At 39.0% G+C, this 23238-nt stretch carries 16 protein-coding genes, 1 pseudogene and 1 riboswitch; of the genes and pseudogenes, 1 reads left to right on the forward strand and 16 read right to left on the reverse strand.

Annotated features, from left to right (window positions below; genetic code table 11):
- From CD001_RS22905 to acsA, 3 genes are all read right to left on the reverse strand, one after another.
- The coding region (locus CD001_RS22905; RefSeq protein WP_257009912.1) for a reverse transcriptase domain-containing protein at window positions 1-563 on the reverse strand (563 nt) is incomplete at its 3' end.
- An 824-nt stretch (window positions 564-1387) separates the two neighbouring features.
- Window positions 1388-2653, reverse strand: coding sequence for an L-lactate MFS transporter (locus tag CD001_RS22910; protein ID WP_179298868.1), 1266 nt, complete (start codon window positions 2651-2653; stop codon window positions 1388-1390).
- 139 nt (window positions 2654-2792) lie between these two features.
- Window positions 2793-4508 (reverse strand): acetate--CoA ligase, encoded by a 1716-nt coding sequence (gene acsA / locus CD001_RS22915; protein ID WP_096189919.1) that lies wholly within the window; start codon window positions 4506-4508, stop codon window positions 2793-2795.
- A gap of 291 nt (window positions 4509-4799) precedes the next feature.
- Here acsA and CD001_RS22920 point away from each other — a divergent pair, with 291 nt between their 5' ends.
- Window positions 4800-5474, forward strand: a complete 675-nt coding sequence (locus CD001_RS22920) for a LytR/AlgR family response regulator transcription factor (protein WP_096189920.1) — start codon at window positions 4800-4802, stop codon at window positions 5472-5474.
- 317 nt (window positions 5475-5791) lie between these two features.
- Here the strand turns inward: CD001_RS22920 and CD001_RS22925 are convergent.
- From CD001_RS22925 to CD001_RS22985, 13 genes and pseudogenes are all read right to left on the reverse strand, one after another.
- A pseudogene (locus tag CD001_RS22925) lies at window positions 5792-7204 on the reverse strand (aldehyde dehydrogenase family protein).
- Between the two features lie 32 nt (window positions 7205-7236).
- Window positions 7237-7593: a Rieske (2Fe-2S) protein gene (locus CD001_RS22930; RefSeq protein ID WP_096189921.1), complete on the reverse strand. Its 357-nt coding sequence runs from the start codon at window positions 7591-7593 to the stop codon at window positions 7237-7239.
- The gene (locus CD001_RS22935) at window positions 7593-8672 is read right to left on the reverse strand and encodes an amidohydrolase family protein (RefSeq protein WP_096189922.1); all 1080 of its coding nucleotides are present in this window, start codon (window positions 8670-8672) and stop codon (window positions 7593-7595) included. The genes CD001_RS22930 and CD001_RS22935 overlap by 1 nt, the downstream gene beginning before the upstream one ends.
- Before the next feature lie 711 nt (window positions 8673-9383).
- The gene (locus CD001_RS22940; RefSeq protein WP_096189923.1) at window positions 9384-11045 is read right to left on the reverse strand and encodes a pyridoxal phosphate-dependent decarboxylase family protein; all 1662 of its coding nucleotides are present in this window, start codon (window positions 11043-11045) and stop codon (window positions 9384-9386) included.
- Window positions 11046-11209: 164 nt separating this feature from the next.
- Window positions 11210-11554, reverse strand: coding sequence for a hypothetical protein (locus tag CD001_RS22945; protein ID WP_096189924.1), 345 nt, complete (start codon window positions 11552-11554; stop codon window positions 11210-11212).
- A 53-nt stretch (window positions 11555-11607) separates the two neighbouring features.
- Window positions 11608-12606 (reverse strand): ketoacyl-ACP synthase III, encoded by a 999-nt coding sequence (locus CD001_RS22950; protein WP_096189925.1) that lies wholly within the window; start codon window positions 12604-12606, stop codon window positions 11608-11610.
- A gap of 175 nt (window positions 12607-12781) precedes the next feature.
- Window positions 12782-12866: riboswitch (cyclic di-GMP riboswitch) on the reverse strand.
- Between the two features lie 574 nt (window positions 12867-13440).
- The gene (locus tag CD001_RS22955; RefSeq protein ID WP_096189926.1) at window positions 13441-15513 is read right to left on the reverse strand and encodes an amylo-alpha-1,6-glucosidase; all 2073 of its coding nucleotides are present in this window, start codon (window positions 15511-15513) and stop codon (window positions 13441-13443) included.
- Between the two features lie 33 nt (window positions 15514-15546).
- Complete coding sequence (pgmB, locus tag CD001_RS22960; protein WP_096189927.1) at window positions 15547-16224, reverse strand: beta-phosphoglucomutase; 678 nt, start codon at window positions 16222-16224, stop codon at window positions 15547-15549.
- Between the two features lie 23 nt (window positions 16225-16247).
- Window positions 16248-17414: an ROK family transcriptional regulator gene (locus tag CD001_RS22965; RefSeq protein ID WP_096189928.1), complete on the reverse strand. Its 1167-nt coding sequence runs from the start codon at window positions 17412-17414 to the stop codon at window positions 16248-16250.
- Between the two features lie 146 nt (window positions 17415-17560).
- Window positions 17561-18562, reverse strand: coding sequence for a LacI family DNA-binding transcriptional regulator (locus CD001_RS22970; protein ID WP_096189929.1), 1002 nt, complete (start codon window positions 18560-18562; stop codon window positions 17561-17563).
- Between the two features lie 24 nt (window positions 18563-18586).
- Window positions 18587-20857, reverse strand: coding sequence for a glycoside hydrolase family 65 protein (locus tag CD001_RS22975; protein ID WP_096189930.1), 2271 nt, complete (start codon window positions 20855-20857; stop codon window positions 18587-18589).
- A 245-nt stretch (window positions 20858-21102) separates the two neighbouring features.
- Entirely contained in the window at window positions 21103-22437 is a 1335-nt protein-coding gene (locus CD001_RS22980; protein ID WP_096189931.1) for a sulfatase family protein, read from the reverse strand.
- Between the two features lie 87 nt (window positions 22438-22524).
- Window positions 22525-23214: a YesL family protein gene (locus CD001_RS22985; protein WP_179298869.1), complete on the reverse strand. Its 690-nt coding sequence runs from the start codon at window positions 23212-23214 to the stop codon at window positions 22525-22527.
- Window positions 23215-23238 lie beyond the last annotated feature (24 nt).

Raw genomic sequence — 23238 nt, forward strand, 5'->3', positions numbered from 1 at the left:
CGATCTCCTACCATGACACCTGCTCTGAGAAAACGGTGAATGAGTTTGATTATAGACCCATCTGTCACTCGTTTCCTTATTTGATGTTCCAGTTTATCATGTGGGATCGTGTCAAAGTAGGATTGTAAGTCGGCATCGATGACATAATGGTATCCTGCATTCAAGTGTTCAGTGACTTTGTCTAAAGCCATATGAGCACTTATTCCGGGCCGAAAACCATAGCTACACGGAAGGAATTCTTCTTCGAAGATCGGTTCCAATACATTTCGAAGAGAAGCTTGTACGATGCGATCTTCCACCGTTGGTATCCCTAGTGGACGTTGTTTCTTGCCATTATCTTTGTCGATCATCTTTCGTCGAACAGGTTTGGGTCGATATTGTTTATCTTTTAGCTTCTGTTGGAGCACTTCTAGATTGTCCTCCAGCTTTGCTTCATAGCCTTCAATTGTTACCTTATCAACCCCTGGTGCACCTTTATTCTTCTTCACTTGATAGAAGGCACTTACTAGATTCGCTTTCTTGTACACTTTGTCATACAAACTGTACCATACACGTCTTTTCATCTGTTATTCCCCTTACGCCATTGCTTTCGCTTCTTCCTTTGTTTCTGCTTCCCCATATAAATGTGATTCTACAAGGTTGATAGCTCACGGCAATAACTTGTGCATCTCATTTGGCGGTAGACGGTGTACCCTTCTGTTCCACCCTGGCATCAGCCCCCTTGGCTCTTGTCCAGCTTCTGTCTACTTCCGCAGTCATAAGTAAGCCTACTCACATTGTTCTTCTATGGGTCACGCCCTTCGCACGAATCCCTACCTTTTGAGTATAGGTTCGCAACTGTATCTATGTACAGTTTCACTCATGTGCTGTCCTCGCTACTGTCGCCAGTAGGTCATTGGCATGTGCTTCTTCACTACTATGGCGATCTCTGACTTCTCCCTTTAAAGCTCATCCTGTGTCCTTGGCTTAGCCTTGTGACATCAGTACCTACTTTAGGAAGCAGGGAGATCTCAATGGGTCACATCATGTACTTTCCCTCTAACCCAGCCCTCATAACACTTTGAGTTTCTAACTATTCGGACTTTCTGTTGTCTTGCACAGTCATCCAACTCTCGTGCCAACATGGGATATCAGCTCTGTTCAGAGGTTTGCCTTCAGATCCTCCGCACGCTACTTCACAGTCAACGCACTACCTGTCAGCTAATGCTTGCCGGCTAGTCGATGCATTCGGGACTTTCACCCTTTAGCACATGTGCTGCCACTCGCGAAAGACACAATTTTCGTTTGCAAAAATTGTGCCATCTTTATGTTATTTAGATTAACTGTATCAATGAGCAACTTTTCTCAAGAAATATGTTAACATTTTTTTATAGTGTTCTCTAAATAGTTATGATGCAATCTCTTGTTGGCGATTCTGTTTTTCTTTCTCAAGTTTCTTAATGTCAAGCTGCAGGAAGATTGACATTAGTAACGCTAAAAAGATTAACCCCGTAAATACATAAAATACCGGAATGTAGCTTTGCGTACTTTCTCTAATTTGTGTGACAATGAGTGGTCCGAAAATTCCTCCTAATGACCATGTTGTTAAAAGATACCCGTGTATTGCACCGAGCTGCTTTGTCCCAAACAAATCGCCAATAAACGCAGGGAGGTTCGAAAATCCACCTCCATAACAGCTGACGACGATAAATACGAGCGCTTGAAACAAGAGAACATTCGTCATATTCGGCATAGTCAAGAAGGCGATTAATTGAAGGACGAAAAACGTAATAAATACGACCGGACGACCGAGATAATCTGAAATCGCTGCCCAACCTAGTCTACCGCCGCCGTTAAAGATCCCCATTATCCCGACCATCGTGGCGGCTCCTGCTGCTGATAAACCAACGACTTCCTGCGCCATAGGTGAAGCAACAGAAATCATCATAATTCCAGCTGTAACATTTATGAGCATCATACTCCATAGCAACCAAAAACGTCTCGTTCTCACAGCTTCTTTTGCGGTTAACTGTGACAAATCTTTTTTTACTGTTTTTTTCCCTGACGCAATGTCTTTTTTCATTCCTTCAGGCATCCAACCTTCTGGAGGTGGGGCGATATAAGATGCCCCTATCAACATGAGTACGAAGTAACTCAAGCCGAGAATGTAAAACGTGATCGGAATATTGATCATTTCCATTAAACTAGCAGCAACAGGAGCTGTAATTAGTGCGCCTGTACCAAATCCAAGTACCGCCATCCCTGTCGCTAACCCTCGCCGGTCAGGGAACCATTTTACGAGTGTAGACACAGGTGCAATATAACCAATCCCCATACCGAGCCCGCTTGCAAATCCATAGGTGAAAATAAATAGGAATAGTGAATCAATAGCAACAGCTACACCAGCCCCCGCTTGACCTAAACCGAATAAAATGGCTGCAAAAATCGCCGACTTTCTTGGTCCCTTTTTTTCAACAAAAGGACCAAAAAATGCAGCTGCAAATCCTGCAAGTGCCATCATAATCGTAAACGATAACGTAATTCCTGTCGTTGACCATCCCATCGTATCGTGAATCGGATTCGTATAAACACTATATGCGTAAGCAGCACCGATAGATAAATGAATCGCGATTGCAGATAAAGCGATGAGCCACCTGTTTTTCGAGATATTCATATTGATTCCTCCCTTGTTCTTATTTCATCTAAAAATAAGGTTCAGAAGCGTAACGATTTGATCGATAACAGTTCTTGTTCACTCATGCTTGAGTAGGGAATGATCTGCTCGTCATGAGCTTTATTTTCAAATATATATCTTATTTTTCCATTGTCGATAAGTCGCCGGTTGGAAGATCAAGCTCCCAAGCTTTTAACACGCGTCTCATAATCTTGCCACTACGAGTCTTTGGCAAACTTTCCTTCACTTCAATTTCTCTTGGAGCTGCGTGTGCAGCTAACCCTTTCTTTACATAGTTTCGAATATCTTCTTGAAGTTCATCACTCAGTTCATACCCGTCTCTTAATGAAATAAAAGCTTTTATAATTTCTCCACGAACATCATCTGGCTTCCCAATTACCCCTGCTTCTGCAACGGCTGGGTGTTCAACAAGTTTGCTTTCAATTTCGAACGGACCGACACGTTCACCAGCTGTCATGATGACATCATCAACGCGTCCTTGGAACCAGAAATAACCGTCATCATCCATGTAAGCCGAGTCACCAGAAACATACCAATCTCCAGCAAGGAAATACGACTCGAATTTTTCAGGGCGATTCCAAATGGCTCTCATCATTGAAGGCCAGCCCTTTTTAATGGCGAGATTCCCCATACGATTTGGAGGAAGTTCATTCCCTTCGTCATCAACGATTGCCGCTTTCACACCTGGAATTGGTTTACCCATGGAACCTGGTTTAATCTCCATTGATGGATAATTACAGATAAGCTGAGCTCCTGTTTCCGTCATCCACCACGTATCATGAATTCTTAAGTCCATTACTTGTATTCCCCAGCGTACAACTTCGGGATTTAATGGCTCTCCGACACTTAACACATGTCTTAAAGAGGACAAATTGTATTTGTTAAGGATGTTATCACCGGCACCCATCAACATACGGAAAGCTGTTGGCGCACTATACCAAACAGAAACTTGATAATCTTCAAGTGTTTGATACCAATCATCAGGGCTAAATCGCCCACCTCGGATCACATTAGAAACACCTACAAGCCATGGCGCAAATATTCCGTAAGATGTTCCTGTTACCCAGCCAGGGTCTGCAGTACACCAATACACATCATCATCTTTTAAATCGAGGACCCATTTCGCTGTTTGGTAATGTTGAATCATCGCATTATGAACATGTAACACGCCTTTAGGTTTTCCAGTCGAACCTGATGTATAATGAAGAATCATTCCGTCTTCTCGATCGACCCATTCTATATTTAGTGATTGGCTAGCATTTTCAAACTGGTGATAGAAGTCAACAATCTTTCTATCCTCTTTTACGTCGTGACCGACAACAACGATTTTCTCAAGATCCGGCAGCTCATTAACTGGAACACGCCCAAGTAAGTCTGGGGTTGTGACAAGTACCTTTGCACTACTGTCCTCCAAACGATCCTTTACCGCGCCTTTCATAAACGCTTCAAATAGCGGACCAACGACAGCCCCGAGTTTAATCGCACCTAGTAAAACGAAATAAAGTTCAGGCGTGCGCGGCATAAAAATGAAGACCCGTTCTCCTTTAGTAACACCAATATCCTTTAACACATTACCTGCTTTATTAGAGAAGTTCTTCATTTCGTTAAACGTATATTCTTCTTTTCTGTCTTGATCAGAATAGTATAGCGCTACCTTATTCCCTTTTTCAGATTCTGCATGACGATCAATCGCCTCATATGCGATGTTGACACGTCCGGTTATGTTCCAAGAAAATTGTTCTTCTACTTGCGACCAATCAAACGAATCATATACCTTAGCGTAATTTCCTAGAATAGAATTTGTGTCCTTTGTCGAAAGTGTTTGTTCTACCATTTTTATAGCCTCCTTAATCAATAGCCCTTTTTAGCAGGACATCCTCTCCTGAGGTAAAGCGCTTACATTCTCAGCAAAAAATAGTCACCATTGTCCATAAAGTAATACTGGGTCCCTTTTCTAAACCCACGATCTCATATATTTCCACTATTTCCACGATGAATATATTTGTTAATTGTATAGGAGTTCGAATATCATGTGTCAATAAATTGACAGAACACAATATAACTAGATAAAATAAAAATAAATCCGATTAATCAAAAAATTCACACAATAAAAAGTCATAGGAGGATGAGAAAAAAATTGAGGAGTAATGTTATTCATCAATTTTCTACATTCATTGAAGATTGGGTTCCAGAAGAGGCTTCAATTGCCATTGCAGGTGGCGATAAATATATTAATTACATTCCTGGAAAGCATGATATCCGTATTAATCAAGGTCAACCTATTCCTTCAGGGAGTATTACTGAGCGTGTTTATATGCAAAAGAGTAAAGTCGAATCTTTCGTTGATAAGTCCGTGTTTGGTGTTCCTTATTATGGAGTCGGTTATCCGATTGAAGATCAAGATACAGGCTTCTGTGGGGCATTAACTGTTATTCTGCCACCAGAATATCCAAAGAAAAAGCCTGAACCTTTGTCTTTTATCGTAGGTAGACTCGAAGATATTTGGGTCCCGATACGTGTCGAGGATATTATTTACATAGAAAGTCACCAAAAGAAAACGATTATTTATACGAAGGATGATTGCTTTCATTCAAAATTCCCACTAAAAATATTGGAGCAGCAGTTATCAGACTCGTTTCTTCGTATTCACCGCTCTTTTATTGTAAATATTGCATATATTAAACAGTTCTCTCGCGATATCTCATCTAACTTAGAGGTGAAATTAAAAGATCACAACGGAACGAAACTTGCGATAAGCCAAAGTTATGTACAGAGTGTACGAAACACTTTAGGCTTTTAAAACAAAAAGGAACATGGCGAATTTAAGCCAAGTTCCCTTTTTATTCTCAGTTTTTACCACTTTCGCTCATGCACGGTTGATTCAAAAAAAACTAAATAACCTACCAATAGTTGGGCTCGTAATATTATCATTATATTTTTCTGGCTAGAGGATCGAAAGTTGCCTTCCTAGTTCAAGTAAACGATCAATTACTTTAACTTTCATTTGACGCATACTACACTATAAAAGGCGTAATAAACTGACAGGCGCCACCGATAATCGTTATATCATAAACGTTTTTCTTCATTCATACGAAATAATTTATACTTTTCTACTATCTATTTAAACCAATGTAACGGTTCAGGATTCATATTTTGAAAGATGTGCTTTTGTTCTGTATATTCTTCTAACCCTGAAAGTCCTAATTCTCTTCCTATACCAGATTGTTTGTAGCCTCCCCACGGGGCATGTGGGATATATGGGTGAAAATCATTAATCCAAACCGTTCCCATACGAAGCTTAGCTGCGACTCGTTCTGCTTTTGTAATATCCATTGTCCATACTGCCCCTGCCAACCCATAAATTGAATCATTTCCAAGTGTAGTCGCTTCTCGTTCTGTTTTAAATCGCTCAATCGTCAGAACGGGACCAAATACCTCTTCTTGTACAATCGTCATTTCAGAAGTACAACCTGTAAAAATCGTCGGTAAATAGAAGAATCCGTTCGCAAGTTCTGGATCATCAGGTCGCTTTCCACCAATAAGAAGGTTCGCGCTTTCTTTTATCCCGATTTCGACGAATTGTTCCACTTTCTCACGGTGTTGTTCAGAAATTAATGGACCTGATTGTGTCTCTGCATCCATTCCATTTCCTAACTTAATGTTTTTCACTCGTTCCACTAGTGCTTCAACAAATTCATCGTGAATGACATCCTCAATGATTAATCTAGCACCTGCAGAGCATACTTGCCCCGCATGAAAATAAACTGCGTTTAATGCCTGATCCACTGCAGTTTCAAATTTACAATCTGCAAATATGATATTTGGATTTTTCCCGCCTAATTTTTTACCAGTCACAATACCGCCAGTAAATGAAATAAGGTCAACATCATGACTTACCGCTAGCTCATTTCCTACTGATGATCATGGACCTAACACAAGATTTATGACCCCTTTTGGAAATCCTGCTTCTTCCATCAGCTCGAACACTTTAATCGTTGTAAGCGGAGTAATTTCACTCGGTTTCATGACGAGCGTATTCCCTGATGCTAAAGCTGGTGCTAGCTTCCATGCTGCTTGTAAAAGCGGATAATTCCACGGGGTAATCTGGCTGCACACACCAACAGGCTCTCGGACAACGCGGCTCTTTGAATTCGGAATCGGTGAATCAATAATTTCTCCAGCATACTTATCAGCGAGTCCTGCATAATATCGAAAGACTCTAACTATATCGTCCATATCTGTTTCACTTTCTGTTAAGGTTTTTCCTGTATCCAAGGTTTCTAATTTCATTAACTCCTGTTTATCTCGTTCGATCAAATCAGCTACTTTATAAAGAAGTTGTCCCCGTTCTGTTGCAGAAATTGCCTCCCATTCACCGTGATCAAATGCCTCGCGAGCAGCAGCAATCGCCATTTTAGCATCTTCTTCATCACCTTCAGTGACAACTTCTATGACTTCTCCGTTAAAGGGATTGATTATGTCACGGGTTTCCTTTGATTGCGATTCAATCCACTGTCCATCAATAAACATTTTTTTCACATTCGCTCACTCCAATTGTCACTCTATTTATAAACAACCACTTTCTCGTTTTTGACGGCTACATTAAAATGTTTAATTTTGAACTTTTCATTCGCCACCATACATCCATTCTTTTTAATATCAAATTCACGCCCATGCCAAGGACAACGAAGAATATCCCCTTCTTTTCCAAAGTTATATTCCCCAATATTGTCAGTAGGCTCCGGAGCACCACAAAGCTTACCTTTCGATAATGGCGCTCCTTGGTGGATACATCGGTTTAAAAATGCATAATAATGCCCATCAGAAGCACGACAAACTATGATTGAATGCCGGCCAAATGTACTTTCCAACATTTCACCTGGTTGAAGGTCTTCCTTATGACAGACAACTTCTTCCATTATTTATCCCTCCTTGATTGGGGAAGCTTCGGATAAAAGTTACGTGCATTTTCAGAAAATAGCTTACGTTGTAATCCCTCATCTAAGCCCGGTGGCAAAGCTTCAAACGGTGAATCATAATCCCAATGTGGATAATCTGTCGAGAATGACACGATTTCATCTGAACCCATTTGCTCGATCGTTTGTAAAAACTCTTTTTTCGTCATTTCTTCTAACGGTTGTGTCGTAAAACAAAGATGCTGACGAATAATATCACTCGGCATCCGTTGAATCCACGGTACTTCGTGTCGAAGGTCTTTATATTGTTGATCCATTTTTCGCATTAAAAATGGAACGTAAGTAAAACCTCCTTCAATCATCATTAGTTTCAATTTTGGGAACTTTTCGAACACACCATTAAATACCATGTTTGTTACCATCGTCATGTGGGAGATCGGAATGAGCGTATGCCATTCGATAAAATATTTTGGCCAGCTTCCGTAATGAATCGGCGGTTCATTATGATGCATGCCAATCATCAAATTGTGTCTCTCTGCTGCTTCAAAGATCGGGTGATAATAAGGATCACCCCATAATTTATCATCAATCGGTAACAACACTTGGATCATTTTTTTGTGAGAACCAACCCTCTCTATTTCGCGTGCAGCTCCTTGAGGGTCTTGCGCAGCAATATGAACAGATCCATAGAGTCGCTCATCTTTATTTAACCAATGATCAATTTGCCAATCGTTATATGCAGTTGCAAGTGCTGTCGCCATCTCATACCATCCATGCATCGATGATGGAGATGGATCGAGTGCCCCAGTTAAAACCCCTATTTCATGACCGATCGGGTCTAATAGCTGCTTTTGCATAAAAGGTAGATCAGATCCTGCAGGACGTCCATCTGGTACGACCGCATCAGCCCGATCTACCCCAGCTACCGCGGGTTGTGTAAACGGCATATGCTTCTCCTGAATCCAATGGCAGTCTTCGATATATCGTTTGTACGGCTGATCTAAATAAGGAAGTAAATCTTTATATTGCACTCGTTCATGAATATCCGTATCAATTAAATGCAGCTTTTTATTATTTGTCATTAGACTTATTTCCCCCTTGTCATATACTTTCTTGCACTTGAAGAACAGCATATCACGTGGAAAATATTTCACCCAAACCTACTGAGTGGCGATGAGAAGAGCTTACCTCACTGAGTGACAGTCAGTGAACGTCAGTGAAAGCCAGTGACATATTTTCAATTATTCCAAAAAAATAGTAGCCTTGCTCGTTGACCAGTATTCTGTTTACTGCTGATAAAGACTATCTCGAGAATTAATGGACGATCCAACACATAACTAGGATCAGCATCCTGCTCGCATCGACACAAAAGTCACAGCACCTAATGATTTCAATTGAATCTAGTTTATCGTTCTATTAAACTAGTAGTAGACTAATAATTGATTTCCCCTTCTTTACATTACCCTACTTTTGGCGGACATCAAATCCGTTATTTCCACCTAAACCTTTGCTTTTGCAGTCTTCGAGGACACTCAGTTCCTTATTTACCTGAAATCATCTGTTTTGAGCTTCTTTTTCTTTCATTAACGGAACCGGTGGCCGCTTAACCTTCAAAATAGCTCTTATCCATACGATTAACGGATCTCTTGGCCGCCAAATTTGTGCTATATTCTACGCGGTCATCAGGTCCGTTATTTTCACTAAAAACGCTAGATTCGGATTGGCCGCCAAATACTTGCTCCTTATAGCCCGGACACGATATGCCTTACCTTATCCTCTAACATAATCTTCAACTAAACAAGTACATAGTCACCTTTTTCAGCTTCTGAGTGCTTTCTTGCTTTCTTTAAAATTTGCTCTAATTCAAAAACAATCGTATCAATTTCATCCGTTGTCGTGAATGGAGAAGTAATAAATAACTTTGTCGAAGCAATTGGAACGAGGCACCCTGTATCCTTTGCTTCAGCATAACAAACTTTACTCGTATCACCCCAAAGAATTTTATCTCTTACTTCTCCCATATATTCAAATATTTTCTTATTCAGGTCATTTGTTTGATTGATTTCTCCCTCAGTTAATAAGCCCTTTCTTTCCAAATCCCAGTTTTCCGACCCTTGATAAATTCTAAACGTCGTAATCGGACCAGGTGAAAATTTGTTCGTAATCGCAAGATTAGGAAAAATACTTGTTAATCGGCTCCTTAATTTTAAATTAAAGTCTAAGAAATGACCTAAAAGCTTTTGGTAACCTTCTATACCAAATTCCAATAACGTCGCATACATGACAATCGAACTCCCAGAGCGTGAACATTCGAACGTATAGCTCGTATGATAATTCCCATAGCTACGGTCACCAATATATGGACTGTCTTCTTTACTGATCGAAAGCCTGCTTACATCTTTTTTATCTTTCGCTAATAAAAAACTATTCACATACGGTGTTTGACCTAATTTATGAAAGTCAAAACATACACTGTCAGCTAAATGGAGATGTTGTAACCGATCTTGAATCGTTATCAAAGCATCTAATGTATCGTTGGAAAATGCAAGTGGATTGTTATTGAAATCATAATTATTAAAGAAAGCATAAAATCCGCCCATAGCTGAATCAGCATGAATAAAAATAGGATCGATCGCGTATTTGTTTTCCAGGTGAATACAAGTTTCCTTTACTTCTTTCATATGATCGATTCCAAAAGTATCTGTTGTGCCAGTTGTCGCAGCAATATATAATGGTGTACCGCCTTTTTGAATAACTTTTTCAATTTTTTCCGATAAATCATCGATGTTCATTGAATGGTCTTCATTCACCTTTACTTTCATTAAATGGTTGGTGCCAATACCTGTAGCTTCAATGGAGCGTAAAAGACTATAATGCGAAAGTTCTGATGCAAAGCAGTATAAATTATTTGGAATGCCTTCTTCTTTATAATTCGGTGCATGTCTTGCAATAGCCATTCTTAAACTAGAAAAAACAGCACCTTGTCCGCCCCAAGTCGAGTAGCCAAGACTTTCTTGTCTGTTGTAACCAACTAGTTCAGACAACATCGCAGTCACCTTAATTTCTGCTTCAGCAGCAGCCGTACCATAAGCATCCCAAATACTATTACCATTCGATAAACACATCGTTAAAGTTCCTATTAAACTCGCAATAGAGGGAGTTGTCACCACATTCCCAAAAAAGTTTTTATTCGGGTATGGATGACCATCCAATAAATGCGTCATTTCCTTTACAATCGTAGAATAATCTTCACCTATATTCGGAATAACTGTATCGTTTGTTATTTGCTCATAGTAGTTAGGGTGACGATCTTTTTCTTTACTATTTAATAAAGGTGAATGTTCATTTTTCATCTGATCCATATTTGATAAAAGATGATTCATTAAGTTTATTATTTCTTCTCTTTTATTTTTATTTCCATCTTGGCTCGGGTATAAATCGGAAATTTCCTTCATAATCAATTCACCTTTCAACTTCTCCATTTTCAAAAAATAAACGTTTAATGTACATAGAAATGGAAACCTTCACACTTTGGATTAACAATAGAAAACACCTGCTTTCACAGATGCTTTCCTTCATTTTTATTTGGTTCTACTTTTCTAATAAAAACAGCAGTCACTTACGATGCGTCTGCAACACTATCAATTAATGTTACTTTATCAATGAAAGATGGAATTCTCTTAATTTGCATCATTGCAACAGCAGAATCAAGCTTCACAAGGTAGATTTTTTTAAATCCTGTTTCAAAATACATTTGTACAGCTTGATTTAACATATCAACGATCTCTGCTGAAGACACCTTTAATTCTTTGCCATCCAAAACGAGTGAATATTCGTTCGCTGAAATACCCGCCACTTCTTTTTTAAAATCTTCTATATACTGCGCTCCCTCATCTGAAGTAAACATTCCTCCTACAGTAACAACCATTTTCTTATTCGTCTTATCCACATCAAACTTATACATATGTTCCACTTCCTTATATTTTTATTTTTTCTATTAAAACCGATTTTTAGTGATTAAAATCGGTATAGAACGACTGACACGACATGACCTGAGCCAATTGAAAAAATTAACGCAAAATCGCCTTCTTTTGCACTTCCTTTTTCTAATAAATCTCCGAAAGCAAACATTGGGCTTGCATTACCACAATAACCAAACTTGTCAGACACAAATGTAAACTTATCCGCGCTCACACCAAGCTTTTCGCTTGTAACATGAATAAGCTTCTTCGAAAATTGAGATGCGATATAATGTTGAACGTCGTTAGGTGTCAAACCATTTCGCTCTAATAATGGCTCAATCACTTTTACAAACTCTCCCGGTATAAATTCATCACTTTCATGATCCCAATTTAACTTTTTACTTTCTTCATCTATTTGTTCGCTTGATATGTTGCTGTAACCGCACTTTGGATACATCATCATTTCAAAATGGGATGAATCTGTATGATAACCAGAATCAATAATTCCCTTTTCTTGATCATTCACTTTATCAACAATTACAGCAGATGAACCATCAGACAAAACGCCATAAGTAACCGGGTTATCTTTATGTGCCATCTGACTTGCATTAAATGCGCCAGTTACTAAAACTCTATTTAGCCGACTGCTCCCTTTCATATACTTCGTCACTACATCTAATGCAGTAATGACCCCCGTGCAATTTTGATTCATATCTAAAACAAAGTGAGCATTTTTTAAACCAAGCCACTTATGTAAAACGATCGCATTACTTGGTGAAGTATACTCCGGGCTATCTGATACATAAATGACACCGTCTATCGAGTCTTTATTGACTCCCAACTTCTTTATGACATTTTCAGCCGCTTTAAAAGACATTGTCGTACTCGTCTCATCTTCATCTTTAAAAAATCTCGTCTTTCTTCCTACCGATTCATATAAACCATTAACGCTAATACCTCTTTCACTAAAATGGCTAGCCATTTCCTCATTCGATACTTCATTACTAGGTAAATACATTCCTACGCCTTTTACTAATACACTTCCTAAACCCATTTACTACCTCTCCCATTTTTCATATTTTCACCATCGTTTCCGACGATCATTTTTATGACAGCTAATGCTTGCCTACCGAAGTCCCCCACAGCCTTTGCCTCGTTTTCCTAACACTAAAAAAGCCACCCAAAAAAGGGTGGGCATTAACACGTGTATTGTTTACTCCCTCTCCTTCTTCGGTAACTCGGCTGCCATATCTATTAGACTTAGGCCCGTAGCTTTGCGTCCCTATCTTTCAAATAGGTTTGCCATTATCGGAAGAACATTCAATTCCAACAATAATCTCTTATATTCATCTTAAAACACCCAATAACAAGTACTATAGAATCATGACTACTATACCACTTAAGAATTTAACATACATAAAACTCTCTTTAAATAGGTATATAGTTCTATAAAAGTGTTAAATCCTCTTTTAATAAAGGAATATGTAAAAAAGATACAAGTATATCTAGTCCTTTTTCCTCTCTTAGGTCCCAAATGAAAATCTTTAATTAGTCTTCTAAATAATAAACGGCACAGTCCCACGATAGATGTGAGACTGTACCGCTTTTAACTTATTGTATACTTCGCTTTTTTGGCGGACATCAGATCCGTTATTCCCACCAAAACCGCTAGATTCGTTGTGTGAGAGGACACTGAGTACCCTATTTACCTAAAATCATCCGTTTCGTGCTGCTTTTTCCTTCATTAACGGAACCGGTGGCCGCTTAACCTTAGAAATAGCTCTTTTCGACACAAATAACGAACCTCTTGGCCGCAACAACATATGCGAAAAACTAACTAGATGAATAAGTGCTCTTACACAAAACACTATGCATCAAAGGACAACCACTAATAGTCGTTTGCCAATTCATAACCGGTACTATTTTTAAGGACGTCAAACATGACTGCTCCATTTGAGTCTCGATAAATGTTTAAAGAAAGATAGCCAGTACCGATTTGCATATTTTGAATCGTTAACTCATTGATTGAATCCAACAAATTTGGATTAATGTCTATTGTTTTGTTAATTCCATCTGGTTTTACTCCTGACATAAGCTGCACATAAAGAAGCGCTGTTGCTGCTGCCCATGCTTGTGGAGAACAAGTTGTCAAATAAGGAACTAGCAGATCATCTTCTCCTCGTTCATATCCACAGTATAATTCCGGTAGACGCTGGTCTGCAAACTGTATTGAAGCATCTAACAGCTGTCTCATTAGTTTACCGCACTCTGAGTTAAAATGATGTTTTTGCAGTCCGAGAAGGATCATGCCGTTATCATGAGGCCATACACTTCCATTATGATAACTCATAGGGTAATATCCAGCTTCACCTGAACTCATCGTTCTAACACCGTAACCATTGTTTAAGTCTTCTTGGAATAACCGGCTAACAATCGCTTCTTTTTTTTCAACTTCAGCGAAAAGAAGGTGCCCAGTATTGGAAGATATCGATTGCACCTGTTCATTCTTCCCATCTAAAGCCATCGCATAATATCCAGATTCCTCCATCCAGAAATGTTCTTCAATGTGTGAGTGCATTGCATTCGCTTCCTTTGCCATTGCTTCGCTTTCATCAGAAAAGCCTAACTCAGCATATACAGCACTTAACTCTTTTTTCGCCGCGTAAACATATCCTTGCACTTCGACTAAGGCAATAGGTGACTCTGCAAAGGTCCCGTCTTGATGAATCATGGAATTCGAAGAGTCTTTCCAACCTTGGTTCGGAATTCCTTTCTCTGCATTTTTCTTATATTGAACGAAAGGATTTTCTCCGTCCTTTTCTTTATTGCGTATCCATCCAAGAGCAGCATCAAGATTAGGTTTGAGCTCCTTCATAAAGTTGTCATCTTTTGTCCAGTGATAATATTTTGACGCTAGTATAAGGAATAAAGGTGTTGCATCCACTGTTCCGTAATACGGGGTAAATGGTACCTGCCGAGTATTTGAAAGTTCGCCAAACCTCAGTTCATGCATAATTTTCCCTGGCTCTTCATCTTTTACATCGTTATGTTCTTTCCCTTGATACGCTGCTAATGTTTTCAACGTATTCTTTGCAATATCCGGCTTAACAGACAGCATAAACAAGGCCGTGATCATACTGTCTCTTCCGAATGGGACTGCATACCATGGAATGCCTGCTACAGCCATGTCACCATAACCTATATCCGTTAAAAGCATTTGCATATCATCAACGGCTTGTTGGTACATCTTCATAAATTGCGGGTCATCAGCTTCAATAGATGGCAATGAAGCATGCCAGTTCTTATACTTATTCTTCAAAGCACTTTTAGCATGATCATAAGTGACAACCTCAACTTCTGCTGTATCACCGTCAAAAAGTGGTACAACTTGTACAACTAATGTCACAGACTCTTTCGGTTTTAAGCTCACTTCAAAATGAACACTCGTCCCAGTTACAGTTGAACGTAACTGAGTATCCCAGGATATTTTTGTTTTTCGCACCAATTCATCTATCCCTTTGTACGAAAATAAAAGAGAGTTCCCACTCTCAGTTACTCCAATAAGTTCACCAACATCTCCACCTCGGAAACCACGTACAATAAACATATCCGTAAAATTAGCATCAAATTTTATCTCAGGCTCGAATTGATAATTGGTTGAAAAATAATTAGTGAAAGTAAATTTTTCATAAAAAACTCCATTAGAAATAAGTGGCTCTCTCATTATTTCAACAGCGCCCTCGTCATGAACTTCATGCAAATAGCGAAATGACGTTAGATGATTTAATTGGGCGTGTTTTGACAGCAACTTCGGTCGTGCCCCATTAACGAGGAATGTATTTTCACTTAGAAACCTAGTATCTTTCGTATATAAACCCGCACCTTCAACAGCCGGGTCAATTTCCCCTTCTGCATTCGCAATTAAAAATAAATCTTGGTCTCTTAATACAAAGTTATCCATATTCCCCTCCTAAAAGCGCTATCAAAAGTCTGTTTATTTATTTGCGCTGTAAAATGCAGCTTTTATTTTCTCGAAAGATAATGTTTTTGTTTCTGGAAATATGATGTCTGCTTCATCAAGGATTTCTTTTGATCCAATGCCCACTGCAAACATCATAGCTGCCTTAATCGCTGTGACGCCCGCTTCTGCATCTTCAATGCCTATACAAGTCTCGTAAGAAACACCGAGATGATCAGCAGCAGTTAGGAACGTTTCCGGATGAGGCTTCCCGTTCATCACTTCCCCAGCATCAACGATATAATCAAAATAGCGATATAATTTTAATTGATCGATAATAAACGGTGCATTTTTACTAGCAGAACCTAAAGCAATAGGAATTCGTGCTTGTTTAATGTCTTCAAGTAAATCTAAAATTCCCGGAAGAATGTCTTCAGGGGTGATCTTGGCAATGAGCTTTTTATAATGATCGTTTTTCTTTGCAGCTAAGTCTGTTATTTCCTCCATAGTGAAATCGTTCTCTTTCCGGCCGTGTTTTAGAATACGCTGAAGTGATTCAATCCGGGAAACACCTTTAAGCTGTTCATTAAACTCCTCATCTATTTCAATCCCGATCTCTTCTGCCAATGCACTCCATGCCTCGAAATGGTATTCTGCAGTATCAGTAATAACTCCGTCGAGATCAAAAATAAAAGCACTTATTTGATTTCCCATAATCATTCCTCTTTTCTTTACCTTTACTTCACGAGACGGTAAAATACTTCGATGCCAGCTCCGACGGCAGCCGCAAGTTCCCCAAGGAACCCTCTTCTTATTGTCAACGGCCGATCCTTCTGATATCTGGATTGTTCAATTGTTTCTTTAACTTTTTCAAAGTAACTTTCGCATTCGTAAATGAATTTGCCATGCAAAATGACAACCTCTGGATGTAAAATGTTGACCATATTGGCCACACCGATTCCATAATATTCACCAGCTCTTTTCACGATTCTCTCTATTTCTCCATGTCCCTCATTCACCATAGGAACAAGGTCGTCAACATGTTTAATATCAATGTTAGGAAATACTTCATGAATTTCATTTATAATCGCACCGATGGATGAATACGCCATTAAACAGCCGCGATTTCCACATACGCACAGTTTCCCGTTTCTTTCAATAATCATATGCCCCCAAGCACTTGCATCTCCAGGGTTTACATTGCTTGAAATCCCATTCTCGATAAAAGCGCCTCTAATCCCGTAACCATTTATCATGTATAATAATTTCTCGTCATGATATGAGCCGAAATAATATTCAGAAAGACCAGCAGTATCGACTCCATTACTTAAATATACTGGAATTTCCAATGCTTCATATAACATAGAAGAAATCGCCACATTTTCCCACCCACTCGCTTGAAATCCTTCAGGTAAAAGAACCACTCCTCTTTCACGGTCAATTGGTCCCACTGCTCCAACACCTATACCGACTATTAAATGATGACTACCAATGAATTGGTTTTTTAACCGCTCAATTTGTTCGATGATCTCTGCTGTTGTTTTTTCAGGTGTATACGAACGATCCATCTTAAAAGTAGACTCCGCGAGCATTGTAAAGTTTGCATTCAACAAGACTGTTTTCACGTGCGTCCTAGATAAATCCACACCAAAATAATACCCAGACGTTGGTGTAATACGATATAGCATTGGTGGACGTCCTCCGCTCGTTGTCCCAGGTCCGGAAATAAAAATGAGCTGATCTTCCTCCAATGAATCCAAAATTCTCGAAAGTGTCGTTTGAGGAATCTTGAAATGCTCCTTAAGTTCATTTTTGGAGGTTTCTCCATTTGTCTGAATATAGAAGTAGATTTGTTTTTTTAATGTGTTTTTTAATTGATCGTCTTCAAGAAATTGTTTTAACATGCTTTTCACCTGCTAATTGGATGACGAAACGAATGGAACCTCATCCTTTATCTAGTTCATCAGTAAGCCAATTTTTCGCTTACTAAGGATTCATATACGAACGAAGGCGGTATTTGTCCTCTTGATATACTTTTGAGATAATTGATTTAAATCGTAAATTCTCGAACAGACTCTCTTTCGTAAATCTCATGTGGCAAGTAAGTTTTCGTATCGAATTTTTCCCCATTCAAGATACTGTTTAGCTTAACGACTGCCTGATCACCAATCTCATACATTGGCTGCGCTACCGTAGTAAGCTTCGGGATAAACATTCGTGCTATTTTCGTATTATCAAAGCCTAGGACTGAGACTTGCTCAGGAACGTTTATACCTATTTGATTTAAATAAGTGATCGCCCCTACTGCCATCTCGTCACTTGCTGTAAACACAGCTGTTAAATGAGGATTTTTTTTATACAAACGTTCCATAGCTTGATAGCCGTCTTCGAACCGGAAATCGCCACATTCTATATCATTAGAAGGTAATCCCGCTTCACTAAGACGCGCGCAAAACCCTTGGTGCCTCGTATACCCTGCAATTGGATCGTCCAATGGACCGCTGATCATCCCAATCGATCTATGCTTTTTATGAATTAAATATGAAGCTGCATCATACCCAGCCTGTACATCATTTATTCTAACCGTCGGAAGATCATGTACCTGGCTTTCAGTCGATGCTAATACGATCGGAAGATTTGAAGTTTTACAAAACTCATAATAACAGTCAGTTAAAGCCTCACTCGTAAAAATGACACCATCTGCCTGTTTTTCTTTTAGCGCTTTTAAATAGTTTAATGTTCTTTCTTCGTTTCTATCGGTGTTGCATAACATTAAATTAAGATTCAATCGATTCGCTGCATTCTCCATGCCTAGTATGACTTCTGATACGTAAGGGTTGGAGATATCAGGAATTAACGCGCCGATTGTTTGTGTTTTTTTATAAATCAGGCCTCTTGCAAGAGCATTTGGCGAATAATTTAATTCCTGAATCGCTGCGAGCACTTTTTTTCTTTTTTCTTCCTTTACAGTGTCAGGTGAGTTCATCACACGTGACACTGTACTGACCGAAACTCCAGACCTTTTCGCTACATCTCTAATTGTTGGACTCATACCTATCACTTCTTTGCTTTCAAATTATCTATTAATTGATCCCTTTTCTTTCAGAACGAGCTTTTCTTTACGGTGGAACAGCTCTAGTTCCTCTCCTTTTTCAAGCGAATAAGTTACACGATCTTGAGACATGTCAATCTTAAGCAGCGCCCCAAGATATACGAGTTTAAAAGATAAGTTCTTCCATTTTTCAGGGAGGTGAGGATTTAAATGAAGTTCCCCATTTTTAATCCGTAGACCCGCAAAACCATAAACAATCGCCAGCCAAGTCCCCCCCATATTTGCCATGTGTAAACCGTCTTTCGTATTTTTATGAATATTATCAATATCTAATCTGGCCGTTTTATTAAAGTACTGATACGCTTTATCATCATAACCAAACTTCGAGGCCATCACACTAAAAATACAATAGGAAAGCGATGAGTCATGTGTCGTCACTTTCTCATAATAATCATAGGATCGCTTCATCACATCAAGACTTTCAATATCATCTAAAAGAAAATGTGCTAACACTGTATCTGCCTGCTTACATACTTGATATCTATATAATGTTAACGGATGATAGTTTAATAATAATGGAAATTTTTCCTGAGGGGTATTGCTTAAATCCCATTTTTTCTTTTGAAGGAACGTATCATCCTGTGCATTAATTTGCAGTTCGTCATTATAAGGCAAGTACATCTTCTCTGCAGCTTTCTGCCATTCGGTTACTTCTTCCGCGGTCACTGACGTTTTTTCTTGTACTTTATTAAACATGTCGATATCTTCTTGCAAAATCGAATATGCTTTCACAGCCCACTCTAAATTATATTTGGCCATTGCGTTCGTATAATAGTTATTATTCACGATACAAGTGTACTCGTCAGGTCCTGTCACATCATCAATGCGGAATTTCCCTTTATAGAAGTGCCCTGTATCCATCCATAAACGCGCAGTCTCAATGAGAAGTTCAGCACTGTAATTTTTAAAGAACTCGTCATCTTTCGTGACTTGATAAAATTGAATAAAACTGTAGGCTATATCTGCACTAATATGGTATTGTGCTGTTCCAGCTGGAAAAAATGCTGAGCTTTCTCCTCCGTTAATTGTCCGCCACGGAAATAATGCACCTTTTGTATGTCCGACTTCCTTCGCTCTTGCTTTTGCTGATTCTAATATACCATAACGGTTAAGTAGCAAGTTTCTTGCAATCTTTGGATTTGTCATTAAAAAAACCGGGAACATATAAATTTCTGTATCCCAGAAGTAATGTCCTTCATAGCCTTCTCCGGATAACCCTTTTGCTGCAATATTACTTTTTTCGTCTTTTCCTACGGATTGTAAAAGATGATATAAATTAAAGCGGATTCCTTCTTGGAGCTGATCGTCGCCGTCAATTTCGATATCAGAAATAGTCCAGAACTCCTCCAAATATTCTTTTTGCTTTTCAAGAAGCTGATCAAAAGTTAAATCAAGTACTCCGTCAAGCAGTTCGTTTCCCGCTTCCACAAGGTTCTCTCCATGTCTAATCGTATCTGTGAAAATCGTAAACTTTTGAAACTCAACTCGCTCACTCATATCAAAACGATACGTTTCTGTAACCCCTTCTCCTACACAGGCATCTACTTGATGTTCATATGAACAGTCTATTAAGTTCGTTTTCGCAGCTGCTGCTACTTTAAACTTTGTTTCATACGTTTCATCAACGACATTTGAACGACCATTTTCATATCCTGATTGAATCACACGTAAACGCTTCGCGTGACCTGAAGCAATCCTCGGGTCACCTTTGTCAACATAGTTCGATACATTCCCGTTAACTTTAGACACAATTCGGATATTCATGTTATTGTTCACTGGCTCAACCTTTACGTGTACAGCGAATAACTCTTTCGTCACAAAAGAGACGAGCCTTCTAAATGTAATATTGACCACATCTCCTTTATTAGATCGCCAGCGCACAGTCCTCTCAACATACCCTTGGTCAAAATAAAGCTCTCGTTTATATTCTAAAATCTCTCCATCAAACAAAGAGAATTGTTCTTCATTAATAAAAATTTGGATCGTTTGTGCATCAATAATATTTAATAGTTTCTCCTGTTGGTCAGGAAAACCGTGCAACTTTTCCCCATATTTTATATCTGTTTTATCATGGAATGCATTAATGTAAGTGCCTCTGATCGAGTTTAACCCTTCTTTATACCCTTCTTCAAAATTCCCTCTAACACCTAAATACCCATTCCCTAATGAAAACAACGTTTCTTTTAATAGCAGTTCACTTTCTTGTATTTCTGTATCCGTTATACTCCAAATCATCTGCCAACACCTCTAGTAACTTCATTTTGGAAAAACTCTAAAATGCACGTTCAAAAAGGAAAACAAAAAGAGCCGAGTAAATCAAGGCGACTAAGTTTTGAGTCGCGGAGCGTATGGTGTTAATACGTGAGATACGTAGAAACGAGTCAACGCAGAGATACGAAAGCTATTTTTCCTAGACTTTTTGAACATCCTCTAAAAGAACTGTTTCACTTATAAAATAACGAAACAGTTCTCATTTACCTTTACTTCTTGCTATTATAAGCTCGGCCAGCCTTGATTTCTTCTTCCCACTCTGGGGCATCTTTCCCTGGTATTGGCCCTTTCAATAATGGGTCATTGGTTTCTTCCATCCAGTCAATGACATCTTGCCGTAACTTCTTCAGTACATCCTTATATTCCGGATGGTCTGCAACATTCACTTCTTCAACTGGATCTTTTTCAAGATCATATAACTCTTCTTCTGTATTTGGAACATAGTATTTATCGCGAACGACTTGGCCTGAAGGACTTGCATGTAAGTCATGTGGCAAATAGACGGAAGGACCTTCCTCAAAGTTGCGGATATACTTATACTGCTTCGTTCTTACTCCCCGCATCGGGTGATACTTATCATGCCAAGTTAATTCACAGAAGAAGTTTTCCCGTTCTACATAATCGTCCCTCTCTTGCAGGAGTGGGTAGAAACTATGGCCATCGATATTATTAGGAGTCTTACCACCGACAATTTCCATTATTGTAGGCATTAAATCTACATTACACAGAAGTTCAGAGGAACCCCCTCTCTTCGTTGCTTCGTGCCCTTCAGGAAACTTCATAATTAATGCTGTTTCGAGACCCGAGTCCTTTAACGTCCCTTTTGCTCTTGGAAAAGCAATACCGTGGTCGGTCGTAAAAATGACAATTGTATTTTCCTGCAACCCGTATTCTTCGATTGCATCCGTGATACGTTTGATCGCTTTATCCATTTCTTTTACAGACCCTTGAAAACGGGCAATATCTTCACGTACTTCAGGGGTATCAGGCAAATATGGCGGGATATCTACGTATTCATCATCATCTTGCTCAAAGGCATCAAATGGACGATGTGTCTCTTCAAAACCTAAAGACAAGAATAATGGTTGATCACCTTTTTTTTCATCCAAACTATTTTCTAAAAAGCGAATAAACGTATCCGTTACCTCTTTTGCTGGGTTACCAGGCACTTTATGATGATATTCATATCCTAAACGGGAAGCGTCGAGTTCTCCTTCCATCGCTTCATGGAAAAAGCCAAATAAGTGTGTTTCGTAGCCTAATTTACTTAATTCACCAGGCAGTGTTTGATTATTCTCATTCATACTGAACCCGAGATGTCCAAGCCCCATCATCCCATGGTTATGACTGTATTTTCCTGTTAAAATACTTCCCCGGCTCGGGCTGCATTGCGGCTGGGAACAAAAGTAGTTATCAAACCTTACCCCATTTTCTGCAAGCTCATCAACTGCAGGTGTTTGCACCTTCTTCCCGTAACATCCTAAATGTGTACCAGTATCATGTGTAATAATGTATACTATATTGGGTTGCACCTTTTTCGCCATCCGAGTCTCTCCTTTTTTTAATGAATCTATATATGAACGAATCTGTCATTTCTGTCATTTTCAAGATTAAGTGGTTAATAGCTAGTTTTATGATCCTACCTTTTCTTTCACCTTTAATGTAAATTGATAAAATAGATAGAAGGTTACAATCGCACTTACAGACATTGTGAAAAATGCGACTACAAACCAAAACCTGATACTCATATAAACGATAATCAAATGTAAAACTAAAATGAAAATGGTAAGCAACGGACTGCCTACCGTTACAAAGAAAGCATTTTTCAGCTGCGCTTTTCTGCCCATGTCGTAATGAACGTATATCGATAAGAAAATGAGCGTGAAAGCAAAGAGGAAAACACCTATTATCGTAAAGATGACCCCAAATATTTCGTGTTGCTGATTAAAGTAATACATATCGACTGCCCAGACAATCCATAATGATGTAAGAATGAGTCCAGCGATCAATGAATGCTTGTAATTGACGCTAAAATGCCTCCAAAATGATTTCCAAAGTGAGACACCTTCATTATTCATCACCCATTCACGGGCTATTGCAAACACTGCAATTGTACTAGGGTAAAAGAGCAGGAGTAGAGAAATGATTAAAGGAATACCGAATATAAACATCGCGTTTATACTTGGGCTGATGATGATAAAGAAAACAATCGCAAGAACAGGCAAATTCACAATAAACCAAAGAAGGTTTACGATACTTAACTTCATAATCCAATCAGCTATGATATGAATTCCGCCCATAAAACCAGATCTAGGTTGCATATTCCCTTCCCCCATTTAATTCTT

Origin of the sequence: Evansella halocellulosilytica, from assembly GCF_002335745.1 — a bacterium.
Taxonomy (GTDB): Bacteria; Bacillota; Bacilli; order Bacillales; family Salisediminibacteriaceae; genus Bacillus_CA; species Bacillus_CA halocellulosilytica.